Source organism: Methylobacterium sp. J-043, from assembly GCF_022829505.1.
GTDB classification, from domain to species: domain Bacteria; phylum Pseudomonadota; class Alphaproteobacteria; order Rhizobiales; family Beijerinckiaceae; genus Methylobacterium; species Methylobacterium extorquens_A.
The window spans coordinates 84465-105844 of the sequence record NZ_JAKSYB010000075.1; the positions used below are offsets into that span (position 1 = coordinate 84465).

A 21380-nucleotide genomic window follows, 5' to 3' on the forward strand; every position below is an offset into this window, starting at 1 on the left:
TCTTGCACGCAAGCACTCCCCTTCCGAACCAGAGGCTCCGCCTGGAGCGGGTCACCAAGCGCTTTTCCGCGCAGACGGCCGTCGATGCGGTCTCCCTCGACCTCGCGGAAGGTGAGTTCTTCTGTCTGCTTGGGCCGTCCGGATGCGGCAAGAGCACCCTGCTGCGGATGGTGGCGGGGTTCGAGACCCCGGATTCCGGCACGATCCGCCTCGGCGAGACCGATCTGACGGCGCTGCCGCCCCACCGGCGACCGGTCAACATGATGTTCCAGTCCTACGCGCTGTTCCCGCATATGAGCGTGGCGGCCAACCTCGCCTACGGCTTGAAGGGTCTGGGCCTGAGCCGGGCGCAGGCCGCCGGGCGGCTGAAGGATCTCCTCCGGCTCGTGCGGCTCGAAGGCTTCGAGGGGCGCCGCCCCGACACACTCTCGGGCGGCCAGCGCCAGCGGGTGGCCCTAGCCCGCGCACTCGCCCGCGAGCCGCGCCTCCTGCTTCTCGACGAGCCGCTCGGAGCACTCGACCGCGCCCTGCGCGAGGAGACGCAAGCGGAATTGCGGGCGATCCAGCGGCGGCTCGGCACGAGCTTCATCGTCGTCACCCACGATGCCGCGGAAGCGATGGCACTCGCCGACCGGATCGGAGTCATGGAGCGTGGACGCCTCGTGCAGGTGGGGCCAGCGCGCGCGCTCTACGAGAGACCGGCAAGCCGCTACGTCGCGGGCCTGCTCGGCGACGTGAACCTGATCGACGGCCGTCTCGGGCGGGCCGAACCCGGCGGAATCCGCAGCGTCGAGACGGCTCTCGGCATCCTGCGCGCGAGCGGCGAGGGCGAGGCGGGCAACGCGGTGGTGATCGCGGTTCGGCCCGAGCGTCTGATCGTGCGCGGGGAGGGGGCCTCCGATGGGTTGTCCGGCCTTCTGACCGAGGCGACCTTCCTCGGCGACCGCATCCGCTACCGAGTCGAGATGGCGAACGGCACGACGTTACGCGCCTCCGCCGCCCTGCCGGCACCCGGCCCGATCCCGGCCATCGGCAAGACCGTCACCCTCGAGGTGCCCGCCGAATCCGCGTGGATTCTGCCGGCATGAGCGGGCTCTCTGAGCGTCTGGGCCGTGGTCTCGTCCGGGGCTTGCCGCTGCTGTGGCTGGCTTTGTTCTTCCTCGTGCCCTTCGCGGTGACGCTGAAGATCAGCTTCTCCTCGCCAGCCACCGCGCAGCCGCCCTACCTGCCGGTGCTCGAATGGGATGGCGGCCTGGAGGGATGGCGCGAGTTCTTCGAGGCGCTCGACTTCCAGAACTACCAGATGATCGCGGCCGACGCGCTCTACCGCGATGCCGCTCTCTCCTCGCTGGGCTATGCCGCGCTCGCCACCACGATCCTTGTCCTGATCGGCACGCCGACGGCCTACGCCATGGCCCGCGCCTCGGCGCGCTGGCAGCCGATCCTGGTGGCGCTCGTCATCGTGCCGTTCTGGACGAGTTTTCTGATCCGGGTCTATGCCTGGATCGCGATCCTGAAGCCCGAGGGACTGCTCAACGCGGCCCTCCTGAAACTCGGCCTGATCGCCGCGCCGCTGCCGATCCTCGATTCGCCCTTCGGCGTGCTGATCGGTCTCGCTTACGCCTACCTGCCCTTCATGGTGCTGCCCCTCTACGCGGTGATGAGCCGGCTCGACCCGGCGCTCACCGAGGCCGCCGCCGATCTCGGCGCCTCGCGGGCGCGGGCCTTCTTCACCGTCACCCTGCCGCTCAGCCTGCCCGGCCTCGCCGCCGGGGCGCTCCTCTGCTTCATCCCGATGGTCGGCGAGTTCATCATCCCCGATCTGCTCGGCGGCTCCGACACGCTGATGCTCGGGCGCGTGCTGTGGAGCGAGTTCTTCTCCAACCGCGACTGGCCGCTCGCCTCCGCCGTGGCGGTGCTGCTGCTGATCCTCGTGGTCGGCCCCGTGGTGCTGTTTCGCGAGGCCGAGCTGCGCCGCGAGGAAGCGGCGGAGGGGGGAAGGCGATGAGCCTCTTCGCCCGCACGGCGCTCGCCCTCGCGCTGGCCTTCCTCTACGCGCCGATCCTCGTGCTGGTCGCCTATTCCTTCAACGATTCGAAGCTCGTGACCGTCTGGGGCGGGTTCTCGACGCGCTGGTACGGGGTGCTGTTCCGGGACGGGCCGCTGATCGCCTCGGCACTCGTCTCGCTCAAGGTCGCCGTCCTGTCGGCCGCGATCGCCGGGGTGCTCGGCACATGCGCGGCGCTGGCGCTCGACCGGCACGGGCGTTTTTGGGGACGCGGCGCCTATACCGGGCTGCTCTACGCGCCGATGGTGATGCCGGAAGTCATCACCGGCCTGTCGCTGCTGCTCCTCTTCGTCGGCATCGGCCTCGACCGGGGCATCGCGACCCTCGTCATCGCGCATGCGACCTTCGCCACAGGCTTCGTCGCGGTGGTGGTGGGTGCGCGCCTGAAAGGGCTCGACCGCTCGCTGGAGGAGGCTGCCGCCGACCTCGGCGCGGGGCCGGCCCGCGTCTTCCTCAGTATCACCCTGCCGCTGATCGCGCCCTCCGTCGCCGCCGGGTTCCTGCTCGCCTTCACCCTGTCTCTGGACGATCTCGTGATCGCGAGCTTCGTCTCGGGGCCCGGCGCCACCACCCTGCCAATGCGGATCTACAGCCAGGTCCGCCTCGGGGTGAACCCGGAGATCAACGCCGCCTCGACCCTGATGATCGCTGCCGTCGGCCTCGTGGTGCTGGGGGCCTCATGGCTGACCGGGCGCAAGGGCACGGCGGTCTAGAGCATCGTCCCGAAAGGTGGTTGCCGGCTTTCGGAAAAAGACGATGCAAAAGCAATGGGCTAAAGCATCGTCCTGGATCCGATATCCAGGATGATGCTTTAGCGATGGTCGCGCCCCGTCTCCCACTGTGCTAGCCCGCAATCCATGTCGAGCGATGCGCCGCGGGGCGTCTTCATCACCTTCGAGGGCGGCGAGGGGGCGGGCAAGTCCACCCAGATCGCGCGACTCGCCGAGACCTTGCGAAGGGTGAGCGGGCGCGAGGTCGTGACCACCCGCGAGCCCGGCGGGACGGACCGGGCGGAAGCCCTGCGGGCGGCGCTGTTGCGGGGCGTGGCCAAGCCTTACGGGCCCTTCGCCGAGGCGCTGATGTTCGCCGCCGCCCGCATCGACCACATCGAGAATTTGATCAGCCCGGCCCTGAGCCGCGGCGCGATCGTGCTGTGCGACCGCTTCTCCGACTCGACCCGCGCCTATCAGGGCGCGGCCGGCGGCCTCGATCCGGCGCTGATCGACAGCCTGGAGCGGGTGACGCTCGAGGATTTGCGCCCCGACCTCACCCTGATCCTCGATCTGCCGCCCGAGGCCGGCCTCGCCCGGGCACAGCGGCGCGGGGCGGGCGAACCGGCCGACCGCTTCGAGGCCGAGGGCATGCGGTTCCACGAGCGTCTGCGGACGGCCTTCCGCGGCATTGCCGAGGCCGAGCCGGAGCGCTGCCGCGTCATCGACGCGGATCTCGGACCCGATGCGGTCGAGGCCGCCATCGCCGCCGCCATCGCCGCCCGGTGGCCGGATCTGCTGCCAGCCGCGGGAGAAGGGCAGGGGGAAGTGGGTAAGGAGCGGGAAGGACAAGGTCATGCGGCCTGATTCCACCCGGACCGCCCGCGACGCCCGCACCGAGGCCGAGGCGGGCGATCTCGCCCACGTCCCGCGCCCGCGCGAGCAGACCCGCCTCCTCGGGCACGCTCACGCGGAGGCCGCCTTCGCGGGGGCGCTCGCCGCGGGCCGGCTCCATCATGCGTGGCTGATCGGTGGTCCCGCGGGCATCGGCAAGGCGACGCTGGCCTACCGGGTCGCGCGCCGGCTCGTAGCCGACCCGCGCACGCTCCCCTCCCCCGATTCCCTCGACGTACCGGAGGACCACCCGGCCGCGCGGCAGGTGACGGCCCTTTCGCACCCGAATCTGGTGGCACTGCGCCGGGTCCAGGCGCCGGGCGCCAAGACGCTGCCGACCCGCATCTCGGTCGATGCCGCCCGCGAGGCGCTCGCCCTGTTCGGGGCCACCGCGGGCGGGGAGGGCGGCTGGCGCGTCTGCATCGTCGACAGCGCCGAGGATCTGAACGCCAACAGCGCCAACGCGCTCCTGAAGATGATCGAGGAGCCGCCGCCGCGCGCCATCTTCCTTATCGTCTCTCACGCGCCGGGCCGCCTGCTGCCGACGATCCGCTCGCGCTGCCGGGCGCTGGCGCTGCGTGCGCTGCCCGAGGCGGACGTGCGCGCGGTGATCGAGGGGTTTCCGGCGCCCTTCCCCCGGCCCGAGCCGGCGGCTCTGGCGCGCGCCGTCTCCCTCTGCGAAGGCTCGGTCGCCCGCGCGGTGGCGCTCCTCGACCCCGCCACCGCCGCGGTCGAGGCCGAGGTTTCGGCCCTTCTCGCCGGGCTGCCCGAGCCGGACGGGCGGCGCGTGCTCAAGCTCGCCGAAACGCTCGCCGGCCGCGACGCCGAACCCTTGCTCGCCACGGTGCTCGATGCGATGCAGCGCCACGTCGCCGCCGAGATCAACCGGCGCAAGGGGGAGGGCCCGGCCTCTCTGCTGGCCCTGGTCGAGGCCGCCGAGCGCATCGCGTCCACGGCCCGCGAGGCAGCGATCTACAATCTCGACCGCCGGCCGCTGGTGCTCGCGGCCTTCCGGGAGTTGTCGGGCGCAACGCGGCGTCCGTCGCCGTCTTGATGAGCTGAAAAGGGCGCCTGCCGACTCGAGCGCAGGTCGTTAGATCAAGGCACCGATGAGGGTGGTGGCACCGATCAGGGCCACGCAGGCGCCGATTTGCACAAAACGAAAGATCTCGGCGGGCGGACGGCGGTTGTCGTTCGCGGCACGGCGGCATGAGCGCAGCATGTAAAGGTCAAGATTCGGCTCAGGGAGCTCGATCCACTGCTCCTCGGTCTGGCGAAGCTTGGCGACTGACATGCAAACCGTCCTCGAAGTCGTCGGCGAGGGTGGACCGACGCTTGTGGCCTACGCTGGGATCTTACCGGCCGGTCGCAGCGCTGCCGAGGATTAACCCGATGATCCCGGCCGTGTCCATGCAGAATAAAGCAATTCACTGAGCATTATAGCACCATAATGCAAAATGCTCGGGTCTCAGGCTTCGCAGCGCCCGACACATGCATCCAGCGAATATCTGGCATTTGGTGCTTGGTATACCAGAAAGGCCTGTTTGGTGGCACATACGCTGCAACGCAACAAACCGCACGGGATGCCCCCCATGATCTCCCTGGCTCTGCTCGCCGCCCTCACTGCCGGTGTCGCCAACATCGCTCTGGTCACCCTGGTGGCCAACCGTCTGGGTCCGAAGGCCGATACCGCTGCTGCCGGCGAGTTCGTGGCTGTCGGCGGGGCCGCGCCTGCTTCCGCGAAGCGCGCTGCCGTCAGGATCGGCAACGAGAACGTCCTGCCCGTCGCCGCCCAGCGCGCCGCCTGAGCGTCCTCGACCCCGCAAGAGCACGTGTTGTCAAAGAGCCCTGCCGGGTCCCGGCAGGGCTCTTTTGCGTCCTCAAGGGAGCCCGGCTTCGGGCCGAGCGCCGACGGCGCGATACCCGGCAGGCCGGTTGCGTCGCGGGACGTTGCGCGCCACAAGGCATGACAGTCCGACCCCTGCACCCGGGACAACTTCTGACGTGAGCGCGAGCGAGAAGGCGAACGAGCCCTTCCTCATCACCACGGCGATCTCCTACCCCAACGGCGCGCCGCATATCGGCCACGCCTACGAGGTGATCGCCACCGATGCCATCGCCCGCTTCCACCGCCTCGACGGGCGCGACGTGCTGTTCACCACCGGCACCGACGAGCACGGCCTCAAGATCCAGCAGACGGCGGCCAAAGCCGGCGTGACGCCGCGCGCCTTCGTCGACGACATGGCCGGGCGCTTCAAAGCGGTGGCCGACCGGCTCGACTGCACCTACGACCGCTTCATCCGCACAACGGAAAGCCAGCATTACGCCGCGGCCCAGGAGCTGTGGCGGCGGATGGAGGCCAACGGCGACATCTACCTCGCCAAATATGCCGGCTGGTACTCGGTGCGCGACGAGGCCTATTACGACGAGGCGGAGACCGCGCTCGGCCCCGACGGCAACCGCCGCTCGATCAAGACGGACACGCCCGTCGAGTGGATGGAGGAGGAGAACTACCTCTTCCGTCTCTCGAAGTACCAAGAGCCCCTGCTCAAGCTCTATGCGGAGCAGCCGGACTTCCTCAGCCCCGAGACGCGGATGAACGAGGTCGCGAGCTTCGTGCGCTCCGGCCTCAAGGATCTTTCGATCAGCCGCACCACCTTCGATTGGGGCGTGCCGGTGCCGGACCGGCCGGGCCACGTCATGTATGTCTGGGTCGATGCCCTGACCAACTACCTGACGGTGACGGGCTTTCCCGATGCCGGGGCAGCCAACGCCCGGTTCTGGCCGGCGAGCCTGCACATCATCGGCAAGGACATCGTCCGCTTCCACGCGGTCTACTGGCCGGCCTTCCTGATGTCGGCCGGGCTGCCGCTGCCCAAGCGCGTCTTCGGCCACGGCTTCTTTCTCAGCCGCGGCGAGAAGATGTCGAAGTCGCTCGGCAACGTGGTCGATCCGCTCGATCTCGTCGGCACCTACGGCGTCGATCCGGTGCGCTACTTCCTCCTGCGCGAGGCGCCCTTCGGCGGCGACGGCAATTACGACCACGAGGCGATCATCAACCGCATCAACGCGGACCTCGCCAACGACCTCGGCAATCTCGCCCAGCGCTCGCTCTCGATGATCGCCAAGAACTGTGAGGGCACGGTGCCGGCGCCCGGCGCCTTCACCCAAGCCGACGAGCGCCTGCTCGCCGCCGCCGCAGCCCTGCCGGAGAGGGCGCGGGAGTTGATGCAGAACCTCGCCCTGCACGCGATCCTGGCCGAAATCTGGACCGTGGTCGGCGAAGCCAACCGCTACTTCGCCTCCGAAGAGCCGTGGAAGCTGCGCAAAAGCGATCCGGCGCGCATGAATACGGTGCTCTACGTCACGATCGAGACCCTGCGCCGGGTCGGCCTGATGGTGCAGCCCTTCGTGCCGACGGCGGGTGCCGCCTTGCTCGACCTGCTCGCCGTGCCGGTGAACGAACGCAGCTTCGCCTTTGCCGGCGCCGAGCACAGCCTGCAGGGCGGCACGGCGCTGCCCGCCCCGGCCCCGATCTTCCCCCGCTTCGAGAAGCCGGAGGCGGCGGCCTGACGCGGCCGCTTCCCCGCATCGCTCACCCCGAAAAGAATTCGCCGAAGAGACCATGCTGGTCGACAGCCACTGCCACCTCGATTTCCCGGACTTCGCGCAAGACATTCCGGGTGTGATCGCCCGCGCGGCCGAGGCCGGCGTGACGCGCCTGCTCACCATCTCGACGCGGGTCGCCAAGGCCGACAGCTACCGCGCGCTCGCCGAGGCGAACGCGGCGGTGTGGTACACGGTGGGCACCCACCCGCACGGCGCCGCCGAGGAACCGGACGTGCCGGCCGACACCATCGCCGCCCTGGCCGAGGCCCCGCGCTGCGTCGGCATCGGCGAGGCGGGACTCGACTACCATTACGAGGACGCCGCACCGGAGGTGGTGCAGGAGCGGGTGCTGCGCGCCCATATCGGGGCCGCCCGCCTCTCCGGCCTGCCGCTGGTGATCCATTCCCGCGACGCCGACGCGCATATGGAGGCGGTGCTCACCGACGAGATGGCCAAAGGGCCGTTCAAGGCGGTGCTGCACTGCTTCTCGTCCGGTGCGCGGCTCGCTGAAGTCGGGGTCGAGCTCGGCCTGTCGGTCTCGTTCTCCGGCATCGTCACCTTCCGCCGCTCGGACGCCCTGCGCGACATCGCCCGCAGCGTGCCCCTCGACCGCATCCTGGTCGAGACCGACGCGCCGTTCCTGGCGCCCGAGCCGCACCGGGGCCGGCGCTGCGAGCCGGCCTACACCGCCGACACCGCCCGCGTGCTGGCCAAGGCACTCGGCCTGCCCTTCGAGGATTTTGCCGCGCGTACGACGGCCAACTTCTACCGGCTGTTCTCGAAGGCCGCGGCGATCGAGGGTGTCAGCGTATGATGATGGGGGAGGGCGCATGGCGAGTCTGACCCTGCGCATCCTCGGCTGCGGCTCGTCCGGCGGCGTGCCGCGGGTCGGCTACGGCTGGGGCGCCTGCGACCCGTCCGAGCCGCGCAACCGCCGCCGCCGCTGCTCGCTGCTGGTGGAGCGCCGACAAGGGGCCGGCAACGGGCAAGGGGAGGGGGCCACGACAGTGCTGGTCGATACCTCGCCGGACCTGCGCGAGCAGCTCATCGATGCCGGCGTCACCCGCCTCGACGCCCTGCTCTACACCCACGCGCATGCCGACCACACCCACGGCATCGACGACGTGCGCCCCCTCGTCATCCACATGCACCGGCGCATCCCGGTCCATGCCGATCCCCTCACCCACGCGCTGCTGATCAAGCGCTTCGGCTACGCCTTCGAGACGCCGCCGGGGAGCCTCTACCCACCGATCCTCGACCTGCACGAGATGAGGACGGACGAGCCCCTGACCATCGACGGCGGGGGCGGTCCGATCAAGGCGGACGCCTTCGCGATGGAGCACGGCAACGAGATCGCGCACGGCTTCCGCTTCGGCCCCGCCGCCTACGCGCCGGACGTGAGCCTGATGCCGGAGGCGGCCAAGGCCCGCCTGCACGGCCTCGACCTGCTCATCATCGATGCCCTGCGCGAGACCCCTCACCCGTCGCACTACTCGGTCTCGGACGCGCTCGCCCTGATCGAGGAGGTGGCGCCGCGCCGCGCCATCCTGACGAACCTCCACACCGATCTCGACTACGCGACGCTGGCCAAGAAGCTGCCGGGACACGTGGTGCCGGCCCATGACGGGCTGACGGCGACCGTCGATCTCTAGAGCATCGTCCTGGATATCGGATCCAGGACGATGCTCTAACTTTTTACCTTTGCATCATCTTTTTCCGAAAGCCGGCAACCACCTTTCGGGATGATGCTCTAGAGACGATCAGGGCCTTACGGTCCGCATCTCCGGTCGGAAGAACAACCCGGATTTCAGGCTGTCGCCGATGCGATGCGCCCGCTCGACGATCTCTCCCGCGATCTCCGGCACGAAGACCTCCGCGGCCGTCTCCTCGAACAGGCCGAGCCAGCGCGCGAAATGCGCAGGGTTGATCCCCTCGATGCCGAGATGGCGGCCGAACGGGTTGCCCTTGTAGCGTCCGGTCTTGAGCAGCACCGAGGACCAGAAGTCGCGGATCGTGGCGAGATGGCGCGGCCACGCCGCGTCCGGGATCTTGGCCGCGAAGACGGGGCCGATCAGCGGATCGCGGCGCACCCGGGCGTAGAAGGCGTCGAGGAAGACGGCGAGCGCCGCCTCGGTGAGTTCGGCCTGCTTCATGCAACAGCGCGAGATGCAACAGCACGGGGAGGGGGCTTCATGGTCGCGAAAGCCACCCCTGCCCCGGTCAGTTCCGGGCGAGCGAGGGCTGGATTAGGCCGGCGCCGACGAGGATCTGGGCGGCGGCGGCCTTGGCGAGCTGGCGGTAGCCGGCATCGGTCATGTGAAGGCCATCGGGGCCGATCATCTGGGCCGGGGTCAACAGGCCGTGCGAGACCCAGGACTGCATCAGGGCGCGGCGGCGGATCACCGGCACGCGGAGTTCTGTGGCCAGCGCGTGCAGGGCCTCGCCGTACCGCTCGGCGCCGTCCATGCCCGAGAGCTTGCTGCACCATTGCTGATCCATCAGCACCACGTCGGCCCCCGTGGCGCGGATCGCCAGGATGCCCGCACGGGTCAGTTCGACGAAGCGCTCCAGCGGCACCCCGGCGAGCGGATCGTTGCTGCCGGTCTGCCAAACCACCAGGTCCGGGCGCTCGGCCAGCACGTCGCGCTCCAGGCGCCGCGCCATCGCCTCGGCGGTGTCGCCGCCTTTGCCGCGATTGATCACGGTGATCGAGCGCCGGCTCGATGCGCCGATCTGGAGGCGCTCCTCCAAATCGCGCTCGAGCAGGGCAGGGTAGGCCATGGCCGGGGACGAGGCACCCGCCCCTTCCGTCGAGGAGGAACCGAAGGCCACGATCCGTACGTCGCCGTCGCGCCCGAGCTGTGAGGCGAGCCGCGCCAGCTTCGTCGGCAGGCGCTCGACGGAGGCCGGCATCTGCGGCGCGACGATCGGCGGCGCATCGGGCTGCGCGCAGGCGCCGGACAAGCCGAGCGGACCGGCGAGGGCGGTGGCGAGGAGGAGACCGAAGAGCGGGCGGTGGAACATGTCGAAACGTCTGGCAGCTGATTCTGTTTCCCGATGTCTCCGGCTGTTGCCCGACGATTGTGACGATTGCGAGAGCTTCGCCCCGATCCGGTGTGCTGCGGGCCGAGTCGGCATCGAAGAGCCGAAAACCGGGAAATTGCCGGGGATTTATGGTTAATGGATGCCTACCACGGGACCTGCGCCCGCCATCATGTTCCATAATATATCTTATGCGAACAGCTTCGATGGGCTTTGGGAGCTGTGACCGGGTGCCTCACCATGGCTTGAATCGGCGCCGGCACCATGGTGAACGCATGAGCCTGTGTTGGGCTTGCGCCTCATCCAAAGGCGCCCTGCCCGGTCCGGCCGCGATCGATCGAGACCGTTCTGTCAAGCGGCGGTCGGACCGGTGGCGAAGACGAGGCGGACCACCGTGCCGCTCTCGCTGGCGTAGGTCAGCGTGCCGTCGAGCTGGCCGGCGAGTCCCTGAACGATCCGGAAGCCGAGACTGCGGCTCGTGGCGGGATCGAAGGTTGCGGGGATCCCTGGCCCGTTATCGGCGATGCTGAGCGACGCCTGCCCGGCTTCGAGGGTTTCGAGCCGGATGGTGATGGTGCCGCGCTCGGTCCCGTGGAAGGCGTGCTTGAGGGCGTTCGTCACCACCTCGGCCACGAGGAGCGACAGGGTGGTCAGGCGGGCGAGATCGAGGCGCACGGGAGGCCCATCGACGAGGCAGACGATGTTGCGCGCGCCCGTTGCGTCGAGCAGGTCGGAGCAGAGTTCCTGCAGGTACTGACCCACGGGCTGGTCGGCCCGCGCGGGGTCGTAGAGGCGGCGATGGATGCGCGCGATCGTCTGCAGCCGGGCCTGCGCCTCATCGAAGACGCCGGCCGCGTCCTGCGGATGGTCGATGACCTTGCGCTTCTGAAGGGCGAGGAGAGCCGCCACGAACTGCATGTTGTTGGCGACGCGGTGCTGCAGCTCCTGGAACATGGTGCGCTGCTGCTCGTAGAGCTGCGCGCTCACCGCCCGCTCTGCGCTCAGCCGTTCGCCCGCGACGCGCATCAGGTGGATGAGCGCGATGTCGACCGTGACGATGAAGGCATAGAAGCCGAGCGCCAGGGCGGTCTGCGCATCGAGCAGGAAGATGTTCGCCTCGCCGATGAAGAAGTACCACGCGGCGAGCCCCGAGAGCACCGCGCAGACGATCCCCGGCCGCAGGCCGAAGAAGAACGTCGTCAGGATCACCGCCGGAAAGAAGGTCAGGAACGGAAAGCCCGGTGGCAGCACGTCGTTGAGCGCGTGACGCAGGACGATGGCAATCCCCGTCGCGCCCAGGGCTGCGACGTCGCCGAACCACGGCGGCGCAGGCAGCCGTCCGGCGGCAGGGGCGAGAGAGGACGGCATCTGGAGGGGGAGGATCCGAAATGTGATTCGGACGAACTTTAGCTGGTTTTCAGTCTCGATCTGTGTCCTGCCGACCGCGGTGCAGGTTTTTCCGCCCGTCGTTCGGGCCAGGGCGGATGAAATAACGCTCGCCCCTCGGGGCCGTGCCCGATCGCACTGCAATCGCGCACGGTTCCACATCCGTTTTCTTCACCGCCTTTGCACGCCCAGCGGGCATCCCTTTCGGCGCACAGGGATCTATTTCGGGATTGGCTGCGGCGGGAACAGTGCCCTCCCCCTCACCTATCGTTGTACTTGCCGCCGCCCCTCCCTGGCCCGCTTCAACGGCCCAGGGATCGTGCCGCGCGCCGCCCGGCGATCTCAGCGATGAGGATGCCGCCGAGAACGAGGAGCAGCGCTAGGGTCTCGGCTCCGCCGAAGGGTTCGCCCGCCAGCAGCACGGCGAGCGCCGCGCCGAAGACCGGCACGAGGTTCACGAACAGCCCGGCCCGGTTCGGGCCGATCAGCTCGACGCCACGGATGAAGGAAAGCTGCGCCAACAGCGAGGGACCGAGCGCAACGAAGGCGACGATGGCCCAGGCCGTCGCGGTGGTGGGCCAGATCGCGCGGCCGAGCGCCCATTCGGCGGCCAGCGGCGGGAGCGACGTGAGGAAGGCGGCCAGCGCCAGCGCGGTGAAGAAGGCGAGCCCCGAGACGGCGGGGCGCCCGGCGAGCGCCACGGTGTAGCCGGCATAGACGAGGCTTGCCGCGAGCATCAGCCCGTCGCCGAGGTTGAGGCCAAGATGCGCCAGCACGGCGAGATCGCCGTGGGTGGTCGCCACCGCGACGCCCACCAGGGTCACGGCCGCGCCGATCACCTGCCCTGCCCTCACCGGCACATGGCGCACGGCGAAGTTCAGCGCCATGACGAAGACGGGAACCGCCCCCTGGATCAGGGCGACGTTGACCGCGCTGGTATAGGTGCCGGCGGCGTAGAACAGGCTCGCGAAGATGGTGAAGCCGCACGCGCCCATCAGGAACAAGTAAGGCCAGCGCTGCACCAGCCGGTCTCGATCCGCCAGAATGGGGCGGCGTGCCACCACGAGCAGCACGGCGAAGGCGAAGGCCCAGCGCAGGGTGGTCAGCACCTGTGGCGAGACCTCCCCGACTGCCCATTTGCCGGCCACGGTGTTGCCCGCCCAGAGGAGGGTGGTCAGCGTCAGGATCGGGTAGGCTGCCGCGGAGGCGCGGGCGCCGGTGGTGCCTTGGGTCACGCTGGAAGATCCGTGTGCGAGGCTCGTTCCGGTCCGATGCCATGCCGCGCCGGCCCCGGAATAGCCAGGGGAGGGCACGGCAGCTAGAGCATCGTCCTGGATATCGGATCCAGGACGATGCTCTAGCTTCTTGTTTTTGCATCATCTTTTTCCGCAAGCCGGCGACCACCTTTCGGGATGATGATCTAGTCGGTGAAGGGATCGCCCTCCCCCGCGGCCGGGTTCACCCTTTCGTCGGCTTGACGTTCCCCCGCGCCTGCCCGACTCCTCGCGCCGCACCGGAGCCGAACCCCTGCCCTGTTATCTTCCCTCGCGCCGCCACGCCGACCTCGGACCCGACTTCTACGACGTCGTGGCCCCGGCCGACTTCCCCTCGGCGATCCTGCGTTATCGCAATCAGGCATGGGCGCGGCGCGTCGGGCTCGACGATCTGTCGGACGAGGCCTGGATCGCGCATTTCGCGCGCTTCACACCCCTGCCCGGCTCGTTCGAGCACCCGCTGGCCTTGCGCTATCACGGCCATCAGTTCCGCTCCTACAACGCGGATCTCGGCGACGGGCGCGGCTTCCTGTTCGCGCAAGTCCACGACCGGCGCGATCGCCGGCTGCTCGATTTCGGCACCAAGGGCAGCGGCACGACACCCTGGTCGCGCGGGGCGGACGGGCGGCTCACCCTGAAGGGCGGCGTGCGCGAGGTGCTTGCCACCGCCATGCTGGAGGCGCTCGGCGTCGAGACCTCGAAGTCGTTCAGCCTGATCGAGACCGGCGAGGCGCTGGAACGGGGCGACGAGCCCTCTCCCACCCGCTCGGCGGTGCTGGTGCGGCTGTCGCATTCGCACCTGCGCATCGGCACCTTCCAGCGCTTCCAGTTCCTCGAACAGCCCGAGGCGATCGCCTGCCTCGTCGAGCACGTGGTCGAGACCTACTATCCTGGCATCCAGGAGGCGGACGCGACCGAGCGGGCGGCCCTGTTCTTCGAGGCGATGGTGGCGCGGGTGGCGCGGATGGGGGCGCAGTGGATGGCCGCGGGCTTCGTCCACGGCGTGCTCAACACCGACAACATCAACGTCACCGGCGAGAGCTTCGATTACGGCCCCTGGCGCTTCGCTCACGCTCACGATCCGGCCTTCACCGCGGCCTATTTCGACGAGTGGGGCCTCTACAGCTTCGGCCGCCAGCCCGAGGCGCTGTTCTGGAACCTGAGCCGGCTGGCCGATTGCCTGCTCGGCCTCGCGCCGAAGGAGCGGCTGGAAGCGGGGCTCAAGACCTTCGGCCCGGCGCTTCAGGATGCCTTCGCCGAGGCGATCCTGTTCCGGCTCGGCGTCACGCCCGAGCAAGGGGAAGGCGAGGGCGCGGTGCACCGGCTGGTGGGTGCGTTCTGGGCCTTCCTCGAGAAAAGCCGCGCGCCGTTCGAGCAGGTCTTCTTCGACTGGCGCGGCGGTCTGGCGAGCGAGTCCCGCGCCGCCCGGAGCCCGGCGGGCGAGCATTACGCCGGCGACGCCTTCCGCCCGGTCCACGCCGCGCTCCGGGCGATGCGGCCCTCGGCGGCGGCAAACCTTGACCATCCCTACTTCGCCCGCGAAAAACCCTGCACGATGCTGATCGACGAGGTCGAGGCGCTCTGGGCGCCGATCGCGGAGGCCGACGACTGGTCGGCGCTCCATGCCAAGCTGGCCGAGATCGAGACCATGGCCGAGGCCTATGGCACGCGTCCCCTCCCCCCGGAGACCTGAGGCGCGATGGGACAGCGTTTCGTTCTGCGGGGCCGCACCGCCCTCGTCACGGGAGCGGCGAGCGGCATCGGCGCGGCGCTGAGCCTCGCGCTGGCCGGACGCGGCTGCGCCCTGGCGCTGGCCGACTGCGACGCGCAAGGCCTCGCCGAGACGGCGCGCGCCGCCCGCGCTTCCGGCGTCACGGTCAGCGAACACGTCCTCGACCTCGCCGACCGCGAGGCGCTCATCGCCCTGCCGGAGGCGGTCCAGGCCCGTCACGGCGGTCTGCACCTCCTCGTCAACAATGCCGGCGTGGCGCTCGGCGGCCGGTTCGAGGACACGGATCCGGCCGACATCGACTGGCTGATGGACGTGAATCTGCACGCGGTGATGCGGCTGACCCATGCCTGCCTGCCGCTGCTGCGGGCCGCACCCCAGGCGCAGATCGTTAATCTGTCGAGCGTGTTCGGCATCATCGCGCCTGCGGGGCAGGCGGCCTATGCAGCGAGCAAGTTCGCCGTGCGCGGCTTCACCGAGGCGCTGCGCCACGAATATGAGGGCACCGGGCTCGGCGTGACGCTGGTGCATCCGGGCGGGGTCGCCACCGCCATCGCCCGCAACGCCCGCCGGCCCCGCCACCTCGATCCGCATGACGCCGCCCAGGCACATCTCGCCTTCGAGCGCCTTCTGACGATGAGCCCGGAGAAAGCCGCCGAGGCGATCCTGCGCGGAATCGAGACGCGGGCGCCCCGCGTGGTGATCGGCGCCGACGCCCGCCGCGCCCTGTTGATCCAGCGCCTGATGCCGGTGCGCTACTGGTCGCTGATCCGCCGCGCCGTTCGAGACACGTGACCATGGCAAGCCTGCGCGCCCACCTCTACGATCTCACCATCCGCCTCGCGGTGAAGGGGCGGCTCGGCGGCACCCACAACGTCTACGCGATCCGCCGCGCCTTCGAGGGCGCCCGGTTCCCGACGCCGGCCGGCGTCGCCTTCACGCCCGGCGAGGTCGGCGGCGTGCCCGGCGAGTGGGCGGAGGCCCAAGGAGCAAAGACGGAAGGCGCGGATGGGAATGGCGAGCGCCCCACCCTGCTCTACTGCCACGGCGGCGGCTTCATCGCCTGCTCGGCGCAATTGTACCGCCCGGTCACCGGGCGCCTCGCGCGAGCCGGCTTCCGGGTGTTCACGCCGGATTACCGGCTGGCGCCGGAGCACCCCTTCCCCGCCGCGGTCGAGGATTGCGCGCGCGTCTGGGCTGCACTCGCGAAAGCCGGCCCGGCGGTCGTGGCCGGGGATTCCGCGGGCGGCACCCTGGCGCTCACCACGATCATCGAGGCGCGCCGCCTCGGCCTGACCCCGCCCGCGGCGGCGGCCCTGTTCTCGCCGGCCACCGACCTGATCGGCCGCAGCGCCTCGTTCCGCACGAATGGGCGGCGCGACGCGATGTTCCGCCCCGAGGCGCTGATGCGGCTGGTTCCGGCCTATCTCGCCGGGGCGGACCCCGCCGACCCGCGCGCCTCGCCGATCGAGGCGGACTTTTCCGGGTTTCCCCCGCTCCTGGTCCATGTCGGCGCCCGCGAGATCCTGCGCGACGATTCCCTGCGCCTCGCCGAGAAGGCGAAGGCCGCGGGCGTGCCGGTCGACCTCACGGTGTTTCCCGTGGTGGCGCATGCCTGGCAGCTCGCCGAAAGCTTTCTGCCCGAGGCACGCCGCTCCCTCGACGGGGCCGCGCTGTTCCTGCACCGCGCCTTGGAAGCGAGCCCCCATCCCGAGATGGAGGCCACCGCGTGAGCGAGGCACCCCTCGATCTCGTCATCGTCGGCGCGGGCTTTTCCGGCCTCGCCATGGCGATCCGCGCGCGGCAGGCCGGGTTCAACCGCCTCCTCGTGCTGGAGAAGGCCGCGGGCGTCGGCGGCACGTGGCGGGAGAACACCTATCCGGGGGCTGCCTGCGACGTGCCCTCGCAGCTCTACTCTCTCTCCTTCGCGCCGAAATCCGACTGGTCGCGCCTCTTCGCGCCGCAGCCCGAGATCGAGGCCTATCTCGAAGGGCTGGTGGCGGAACACGGCCTCGCGCCGTTCCTGCGCCTGGAGACGTGCGTGAAACGGGCCGTCTTCGATGCGGCGGCCGGCCTGTGGCGGGTCGAGACCGACAGAGGCGTCGTCTCCGCCCGCGTGCTGGTCAGCGCGATGGGCGCGCTGCACCACCCGGCCCTACCCCGCCTCCCCGGCCTGGAGCTTTTCTCGGGACAAGCCTTCCACTCGGCGACCTGGGATCATGCCTGCGACCTGAGGGGTAAGCGCGTCGGCGTCATCGGCACGGGGGCGAGCGCGGTGCAGTTCGTGCCGGAGATCGTCGGGCGCGTCGCCCACCTCACCCAGTTCCAGCGCTCGCCCCCCTGGATCCTCCCCCGCGGCGACCGCCCGACCGGGCGCGGTCTCCGGCGGCTGATGCGGATCGCCCCTCTGCGCCGTCTCCACCGCGCCTCGCTGTTCTGGCGCCGCGAGATCGCGGCGCTCGCGGGCTTCACCCGCGTCTCGCGCGTGACGGCTTTGGCCGAAGCGTGGTCCCGTCGACACCTCGCGGCTTCGATCGCCGATCCGACGCTGAGACGAAAGCTCACGCCCGACTACCGGCTCGGATGCAAGCGGGTGCTGCTCTCCGACGACTACTACCCGGCGCTGGCCCGGCCCCATGCGAGCCTCGTCACCGCGCCGATCCGCGCTGTGCTGCCCCACGGCATCGTCACCGCCGACGGCACCGAGCACCCGCTCGACGTGCTGATCTTCGCCACCGGCTTCTCCCCCGGCGGCAGCGTTCTGCGCACGGAGGTGATCGGCCGGGACGGGTATAGTTTGCTGCAGGCGTGGAAGGACGGGGCGGACGCCTTCCGCGGCGTGTCGGTCGCGGGCTTCCCGAACTTCTTCCTGCTCCTCGGCCCTAATACCGGGCTCGGCCACAACTCGGTGCTGCTGATGGTCGAGGCGCAGGTCGCGCACGTGCTCGGCGCGCTGGACCGGCTGCGTGACCAGCCCGGCAGCGTGCTGGAGGTGCGCCCCGAGGCTCAAGCCGGCTTCCGCGCCGAGGTCGATGCGCGGATGCAAGACAGCATCTGGACGCGGGGCGGCTGCGGGAGCTGGTATCTCGACCGCTCGGGGCGCAACCGCACGCTCTGGCCCGGGACGGTCGGCGATTACGTGCGCGGCACCGAGCAGATGCGGGCGGAGGATTACCGGCTCACCGATCCTCCGGGGCACTGCCCTGGACCCACGAAAGGACTTGCCCTTTCGAAACTCTGATTATCTCGGCCCATCCTGCTTGCGCTCGACCTCCAGGCGTATGCCCCGGCCGGCGAGGAGGATTTCGGCGAGGAAGGCCAGGATCGCCAGGATGGTGCAGGCGAGCGCAAGGCCGAAGCAGGCGAACAGCACGGAGGCGGCGGAGGCGTCCCTAAGCGCGCCGACGAACAGAGTCAGCGCGGCCGCACCCGTCATCACGCCGCCGAGGCTCGCCAGCACCACGGCACCGTCGAGCAGGAGCGAGCGCTGGCGCAGGTAGGCGAGGCGGCGGGCCAGCGTCGCCCGCGCCGCCTCGTCCGCGCCGGGCAGGCTGGCCGAGAGCGCATCGACCTTGTCGGCGACGCGCCCGAGCCGGGTCGAGAACACGTTAAGCAGGGTCGCCAGGGCCGAGAGCAGGAAGGCCGGGGCGAGCGCCACTTGGATGATGTGGGCGATGCTGTCGGGATCGCCCGTCGCGGTCTGGAACATAGCGCCGGGCTCGTCTCAGGCCCGACGGGCGCGGCGCCGCTCGCGGAAGATGAGGGCGAGGTTGCGCAGGTAGATGAAGGTGGACAGCCCCTGCCCGATGATGATCACCGGCTCCCGGCGCACGAAGCCGTAGACCAGGGTCATCAGCCCGCCGATGATCGACAGGAACCAGAACGAGAGCGGCATCACGCTCTTGCCCGCCCGCTCGCTGGCGATCCATTGCAGGATGAAGCGCGAGCCGAACACGAGCTGCGCCCCGATGCCGAACACCAGCCAGAAATCGAAGCGGGTGACGAACACGTCGTAGAAGTAAGCCGGCAGGTCTTCGGCGAGCTGGATCAGCATGGGGTCACCGGCTCTCGCTGTGCGGGATTTCCTCGGCAAGCGGCGCTGGGCGCCGCCGCCGGATCAGCCACCACACCCCGGCCAGATCGAGGATGCCGACCCAGAGCCGGTCGAACATCCCGTACTTTGAGTGTCCGGTGAAGCGCGGCCGGTCCACCACGTCGCGGTGGACCACGCCGAACCCCTCGCGGGTGACGAGCGCGGGCATGAAGCGGTGGAGCGCGTCGAAATAGGGGAGCGTCAGGTAGACCTCCCGGCGAAACACCTTGAGCCCGCAACCGGTATCGCGGGTGGCATCCTTCAGGATCTTTCCGCGCACCCCGTTGGCGATCCGCGATTGGAACTGCTTCCAGGCTCCCTTCCGGCCGATCCGCTGCCCCTGGGCCAAGCCGGCCGTCGGGCCGCCCTGTTCGAGAGCGGCATAGAGCACGGGGATGAACGACGGATCGTTCTGGCCGTCGCCGTCGAGCGTGGCGATGACGGGCGCGCGGGCGCGCAGGACGCCGCTGCGCACCGCCCCGCTCTGGCCGCCGCCGCTTTCGTGGCGCACCACCCTGAGCCATGGATGCTTCGACCGGAGGCGCTGGAGCGTGGCCAGGGTGTCGTCGCTCGAGCCGTCATCGACGTAGATGACCTCGAAGGGTGCGAGGGTCCGGCAGGCATGGCCGATCTCGGCCACCAGGGCCTCGATGTTGCCGGCCTCATTCTTCACCGGCACCACCACGCTGAGGCGCGTGAGTTCGGACTCGGTCGTCATGCTCATGGTGTGGCGCCCGGCAGCGCGGCGTAGGCGGAGACCCCGACCGGCTTGCCGCCGTTGATGTTGAAGCCCGTGACGCGGCCGGCGGGGCGAAACGGCTGCCCGCCTTCGACCGCCGCGAATTCGGCGGCGAACCGGTCCTCGATCAGCACGAGGCGGCAACCCCCTTCGCGCAGGAAGGCGGCGGCCTCGGCGCCGGAATTCAGCATGGCCAGATCCGTGCCGACGGTGAAGACGAGGCTCGGCTCGCGAAGCCCGAGGCTTGCCACACGCGGCGCCTCGCAGGGCAGGGCGTCGCGGATCGCGGCGAGCCGCGGCGAGACCTTGAGGCTTTGCAGCACCGGCTGGGTCAGGCCGAACACGGCGCCCGACAGCACCACCGAGGTGGCGACGGCGAGCACAAGAGCGCCCTCTCTGGCGCCCTCCCCTGCCCCGCGGGCGAAGGCGGCCCAGGCGAGGCCGGCGAGGATGCAGGCGGCGAGCAGCAGCGGCAGGGCGGCCAGAGGCAGCGCGTGATCGAGACGCCACGCGGCGAGGCTCAAGGCCAGCGTCAGCCCGACCGGGATCAGCACGACGAGCCCCGCCACCCAGCGCGCGCCCGGACGGCGCGGATCGAGCCCGCCGCGTGACAGCGCCAGCACGGTGAGGATCGCCACCGCCGGCATCAGCGGCAGGACGTAATGCGGCAGCTTGGTCGGCACCGCCTCGAAGATCAGCCACATCGGCACGATCCAGGCCAGCAGCAGCGCCACCGCCTCCTCGCCCCGCCGTGCCCAGGCGAAGGGAAGGCTGAGGGCGGCGAAGGCCGCCCCCGGCCAGAAGGTGGCGAAGAAGGCGAGCGCGTAGGCGCCAGGCGGGCCCCAGTGCTTCTCGGCGCCGGTGCCGACCTTACCGAGCATGTCGCGCCCCACCGCCTCGCCGAAGAAGGCGCCGCCGCTCTTCCAAGCGATCGCCAGGAACCAGGGCGCCACGACGGCGAGCGTGATGAGAATCCCTAAGCGCGGGCGCAGGTCGAGTAGCCAGCGGGCCGAGCCCTCGCGTAAGGAGAGGACGAGGGCCGCGAGCCCGGCGAACAGCGGCACCATCGGCCCCTTCACGAGGATGCCGAGCGCGATTCCGAGCCAGAAGACCAAGGCCGTCCCGAGCGAGGCCGGGCCGCGGCGCCGCTCCAGCCGGGCGCGCCCGAGCCATGCGCGGGCGAGCGCGCCGAATGCGGCGACCGAGCAGGCGGTGAGCAGCGCGTCGGTCTTGGCAAGGCGCGCTTCCGCCGAGAGCATAATGCAGGCGGCAAACAGCGCTGCGGCCAGCAACGCCCCGCGCCGGTCGAGGAGGGCGAGGCCCGCCCAGTAGGTCAGCAGGATCGCGGCCAGTGCGCCGAGGAGCGAGGGGATCCGGTAGAGCCCGATCTGCGTGCGCGCCCGCGGCACACCGAGCGCCTCGCCGGCCGCGACGGCGGCGGCCTGGGCCCAGTAGATCCCGACCGGCTTCTTGTGGCGGGCCTCGGCCTGGAAGCGGATATCGACGAGGTCGCCCGTCTCCAGCATCTGCTTGGAGGCCTGGGCGAAGCGCGGCTCGTCCCGGTCCATCGGCTGGAGCGAGGCAAGGCCCGGCAGGAAGCTGGCGAGGCCGATCAGCACGAGCAGGAGGCAGGCGCGGAGATGGCTCGCGGAGCCGAAGGACAGAACCCGGTCCGCGAGACGCAGCGCGCCAACGAGCGGCCGGACACCCTCCGCCGGTGACAGCGCGGCCGGCGCGACGCCAAGGCGCGTCATCGGCGGGGCCCGCCCCCGATGGGTGCGGTCCGGCTCTGGCGGGGAGGAACGGGCATCGGCGGCTCGGGCGCGGATAAAATGG

Annotated in this window: 22 protein-coding genes; 13 read left to right on the forward strand and 9 right to left on the reverse strand. The window is 70.2% G+C overall.

Annotation, left to right across the window (positions count from 1 at the left end):
• Positions 1–2: 2 nt before the first annotated feature.
• The 5 genes from MKK50_RS23605 to MKK50_RS23625 all read left to right on the forward strand — a co-directional run bounded on the left by MKK50_RS23605 (position 3) and on the right by MKK50_RS23625 (position 4726).
• Entirely contained in the window at positions 3–1088 is a 1086-nt protein-coding gene (locus MKK50_RS23605; protein WP_499025615.1) for an ABC transporter ATP-binding protein, read from the forward strand.
• Entirely contained in the window at positions 1085–2008 is a 924-nt protein-coding gene (locus MKK50_RS23610) for an ABC transporter permease (RefSeq protein WP_499025616.1), read from the forward strand. The genes MKK50_RS23605 and MKK50_RS23610 overlap by 4 nt, the downstream gene beginning before the upstream one ends.
• Positions 2005–2781 carry an ABC transporter permease gene (locus MKK50_RS23615; RefSeq protein WP_499025617.1) on the forward strand — a complete coding sequence of 259 codons (777 nt, stop codon included), beginning with the start codon at positions 2005–2007 and terminating at the stop codon, positions 2779–2781. Before MKK50_RS23610 ends, MKK50_RS23615 begins: the two co-directional genes overlap by 4 nt.
• Before the next feature lie 144 nt (positions 2782–2925).
• Positions 2926–3645, forward strand: coding sequence for a dTMP kinase (tmk, locus tag MKK50_RS23620; protein ID WP_499025618.1), 720 nt, complete (start codon positions 2926–2928; stop codon positions 3643–3645).
• On the forward strand, positions 3635–4726 hold the full coding sequence (locus tag MKK50_RS23625) for a DNA polymerase III subunit delta' (protein ID WP_499025619.1): 1092 nt from the start codon (positions 3635–3637) through the stop codon (positions 4724–4726). The genes tmk and MKK50_RS23625 overlap by 11 nt, the downstream gene beginning before the upstream one ends.
• Before the next feature lie 39 nt (positions 4727–4765).
• Here MKK50_RS23625 and MKK50_RS23630 read toward each other — a convergent pair whose 3' ends face one another.
• Entirely contained in the window at positions 4766–4966 is a 201-nt protein-coding gene (locus MKK50_RS23630; RefSeq protein ID WP_253369662.1) for a hypothetical protein, read from the reverse strand.
• 298 nt (positions 4967–5264) lie between these two features.
• On the opposite strand from MKK50_RS23630, the gene MKK50_RS23635 reads away from it, so the two are divergent.
• From MKK50_RS23635 to MKK50_RS23650, 4 genes are all read left to right on the forward strand, one after another.
• Positions 5265–5480: a hypothetical protein gene (locus MKK50_RS23635; protein ID WP_499025621.1), complete on the forward strand. Its 216-nt coding sequence runs from the start codon at positions 5265–5267 to the stop codon at positions 5478–5480.
• A gap of 196 nt (positions 5481–5676) precedes the next feature.
• A complete protein-coding gene (metG, locus tag MKK50_RS23640; RefSeq protein WP_499025622.1) occupies positions 5677–7245 on the forward strand; it encodes a methionine--tRNA ligase in 1569 nt (522 codons plus the stop codon).
• A 52-nt stretch (positions 7246–7297) separates the two neighbouring features.
• Positions 7298–8095 carry a TatD family hydrolase gene (locus tag MKK50_RS23645; RefSeq protein WP_499025623.1) on the forward strand — a complete coding sequence of 266 codons (798 nt, stop codon included), beginning with the start codon at positions 7298–7300 and terminating at the stop codon, positions 8093–8095.
• A 16-nt stretch (positions 8096–8111) separates the two neighbouring features.
• Positions 8112–8933 (forward strand): MBL fold metallo-hydrolase, encoded by an 822-nt coding sequence (locus tag MKK50_RS23650; RefSeq protein WP_499025624.1) that lies wholly within the window; start codon positions 8112–8114, stop codon positions 8931–8933.
• A gap of 108 nt (positions 8934–9041) precedes the next feature.
• Here the strand turns inward: MKK50_RS23650 and MKK50_RS23655 are convergent, their stop codons facing one another.
• From MKK50_RS23655 to MKK50_RS23670, 4 genes are all read right to left on the reverse strand, one after another.
• On the reverse strand, positions 9042–9434 hold the full coding sequence (locus tag MKK50_RS23655; RefSeq protein WP_253369672.1) for a group III truncated hemoglobin: 393 nt from the start codon (positions 9432–9434) through the stop codon (positions 9042–9044).
• 67 nt (positions 9435–9501) lie between these two features.
• Positions 9502–10305 (reverse strand): SGNH/GDSL hydrolase family protein, encoded by an 804-nt coding sequence (locus tag MKK50_RS23660; protein ID WP_499025625.1) that lies wholly within the window; start codon positions 10303–10305, stop codon positions 9502–9504.
• 369 nt (positions 10306–10674) lie between these two features.
• Positions 10675–11691, reverse strand: coding sequence for a sensor histidine kinase (locus tag MKK50_RS23665; RefSeq protein WP_499025626.1), 1017 nt, complete (start codon positions 11689–11691; stop codon positions 10675–10677).
• Between the two features lie 320 nt (positions 11692–12011).
• Positions 12012–12944 carry a DMT family transporter gene (locus tag MKK50_RS23670; protein WP_499025627.1) on the reverse strand — a complete coding sequence of 311 codons (933 nt, stop codon included), beginning with the start codon at positions 12942–12944 and terminating at the stop codon, positions 12012–12014.
• A gap of 292 nt (positions 12945–13236) precedes the next feature.
• Between MKK50_RS23670 and MKK50_RS23675 the strand changes: the two genes are divergently transcribed.
• From MKK50_RS23675 to MKK50_RS23690, 4 genes are read left to right on the forward strand one after another with little or no spacing between them, the layout of a single operon-like run.
• Positions 13237–14676 carry a protein adenylyltransferase SelO gene (locus MKK50_RS23675; RefSeq protein ID WP_499025771.1) on the forward strand — a complete coding sequence of 480 codons (1440 nt, stop codon included), beginning with the start codon at positions 13237–13239 and terminating at the stop codon, positions 14674–14676.
• 6 nt (positions 14677–14682) lie between these two features.
• Positions 14683–15507 carry an SDR family NAD(P)-dependent oxidoreductase gene (locus MKK50_RS23680; RefSeq protein WP_499025628.1) on the forward strand — a complete coding sequence of 275 codons (825 nt, stop codon included), beginning with the start codon at positions 14683–14685 and terminating at the stop codon, positions 15505–15507.
• Between the two features lie 2 nt (positions 15508–15509).
• Positions 15510–16445 (forward strand): alpha/beta hydrolase, encoded by a 936-nt coding sequence (locus tag MKK50_RS23685; RefSeq protein WP_499025629.1) that lies wholly within the window; start codon positions 15510–15512, stop codon positions 16443–16445.
• Positions 16442–17953: a flavin-containing monooxygenase gene (locus MKK50_RS23690; protein ID WP_499025630.1), complete on the forward strand. Its 1512-nt coding sequence runs from the start codon at positions 16442–16444 to the stop codon at positions 17951–17953. The genes MKK50_RS23685 and MKK50_RS23690 overlap by 4 nt, the downstream gene beginning before the upstream one ends.
• Here the strand turns inward: MKK50_RS23690 and MKK50_RS23695 are convergent, their stop codons facing one another.
• The 4 genes from MKK50_RS23695 to MKK50_RS23710 are packed head-to-tail and all read right to left on the reverse strand — an operon-like array spanning position 17954 to position 21298.
• A complete protein-coding gene (locus tag MKK50_RS23695) occupies positions 17954–18421 on the reverse strand; it encodes a DUF2721 domain-containing protein (protein ID WP_253369688.1) in 468 nt (155 codons plus the stop codon). It lies immediately after the preceding gene.
• Between the two features lie 15 nt (positions 18422–18436).
• Positions 18437–18766: a lipid-A-disaccharide synthase N-terminal domain-containing protein gene (locus tag MKK50_RS23700; RefSeq protein ID WP_003599063.1), complete on the reverse strand. Its 330-nt coding sequence runs from the start codon at positions 18764–18766 to the stop codon at positions 18437–18439.
• 4 nt (positions 18767–18770) lie between these two features.
• The gene (locus MKK50_RS23705) at positions 18771–19529 is read right to left on the reverse strand and encodes a glycosyltransferase family 2 protein (protein ID WP_499025631.1); all 759 of its coding nucleotides are present in this window, start codon (positions 19527–19529) and stop codon (positions 18771–18773) included.
• Complete coding sequence (locus MKK50_RS23710; protein WP_499025633.1) at positions 19526–21298, reverse strand: ArnT family glycosyltransferase; 1773 nt, start codon at positions 21296–21298, stop codon at positions 19526–19528. The genes MKK50_RS23705 and MKK50_RS23710 overlap by 4 nt, the downstream gene beginning before the upstream one ends.
• Positions 21299–21380: the final 82 nt, after the last annotated feature.

Bases quoted from the DNA above. Each gene is read 5' to 3' on its own strand.
- MKK50_RS23700 (WP_003599063.1), bottom strand. From the start codon at position 18,766: ATGCTGATCCAGCTCGCCGAAGACCTGCCGGCTTACTTCTACGACGTG.
- MKK50_RS23655 (WP_253369672.1), bottom strand. From the start codon at position 9,434: ATGAAGCAGGCCGAACTCACCGAGGCGGCGCTCGCCGTCTTCCTCGAC.
- MKK50_RS23695 (WP_253369688.1), bottom strand. From the start codon at position 18,421: ATGTTCCAGACCGCGACGGGCGATCCCGACAGCATCGCCCACATCATC.
- MKK50_RS23630 (WP_253369662.1), bottom strand. From the start codon at position 4,966: ATGTCAGTCGCCAAGCTTCGCCAGACCGAGGAGCAGTGGATCGAGCTC.
- tmk (WP_499025618.1), top strand. From the start codon at position 2,926: ATGTCGAGCGATGCGCCGCGGGGCGTCTTCATCACCTTCGAGGGCGGC.
- MKK50_RS23610 (WP_499025616.1), top strand. From the start codon at position 1,085: ATGAGCGGGCTCTCTGAGCGTCTGGGCCGTGGTCTCGTCCGGGGCTTG.
- MKK50_RS23625 (WP_499025619.1), top strand. From the start codon at position 3,635: ATGCGGCCTGATTCCACCCGGACCGCCCGCGACGCCCGCACCGAGGCC.
- MKK50_RS23680 (WP_499025628.1), top strand. From the start codon at position 14,683: ATGGGACAGCGTTTCGTTCTGCGGGGCCGCACCGCCCTCGTCACGGGA.
- MKK50_RS23705 (WP_499025631.1), bottom strand. From the start codon at position 19,529: ATGAGCATGACGACCGAGTCCGAACTCACGCGCCTCAGCGTGGTGGTG.
- MKK50_RS23615 (WP_499025617.1), top strand. From the start codon at position 2,005: ATGAGCCTCTTCGCCCGCACGGCGCTCGCCCTCGCGCTGGCCTTCCTC.
- MKK50_RS23650 (WP_499025624.1), top strand. From the start codon at position 8,112: ATGGCGAGTCTGACCCTGCGCATCCTCGGCTGCGGCTCGTCCGGCGGC.
- MKK50_RS23685 (WP_499025629.1), top strand. From the start codon at position 15,510: ATGGCAAGCCTGCGCGCCCACCTCTACGATCTCACCATCCGCCTCGCG.
- MKK50_RS23665 (WP_499025626.1), bottom strand. From the start codon at position 11,691: ATGCCGTCCTCTCTCGCCCCTGCCGCCGGACGGCTGCCTGCGCCGCCG.
- MKK50_RS23710 (WP_499025633.1), bottom strand. From the start codon at position 21,298: ATGACGCGCCTTGGCGTCGCGCCGGCCGCGCTGTCACCGGCGGAGGGT.
- MKK50_RS23635 (WP_499025621.1), top strand. From the start codon at position 5,265: ATGATCTCCCTGGCTCTGCTCGCCGCCCTCACTGCCGGTGTCGCCAAC.
- MKK50_RS23660 (WP_499025625.1), bottom strand. From the start codon at position 10,305: ATGTTCCACCGCCCGCTCTTCGGTCTCCTCCTCGCCACCGCCCTCGCC.
- MKK50_RS23645 (WP_499025623.1), top strand. From the start codon at position 7,298: ATGCTGGTCGACAGCCACTGCCACCTCGATTTCCCGGACTTCGCGCAA.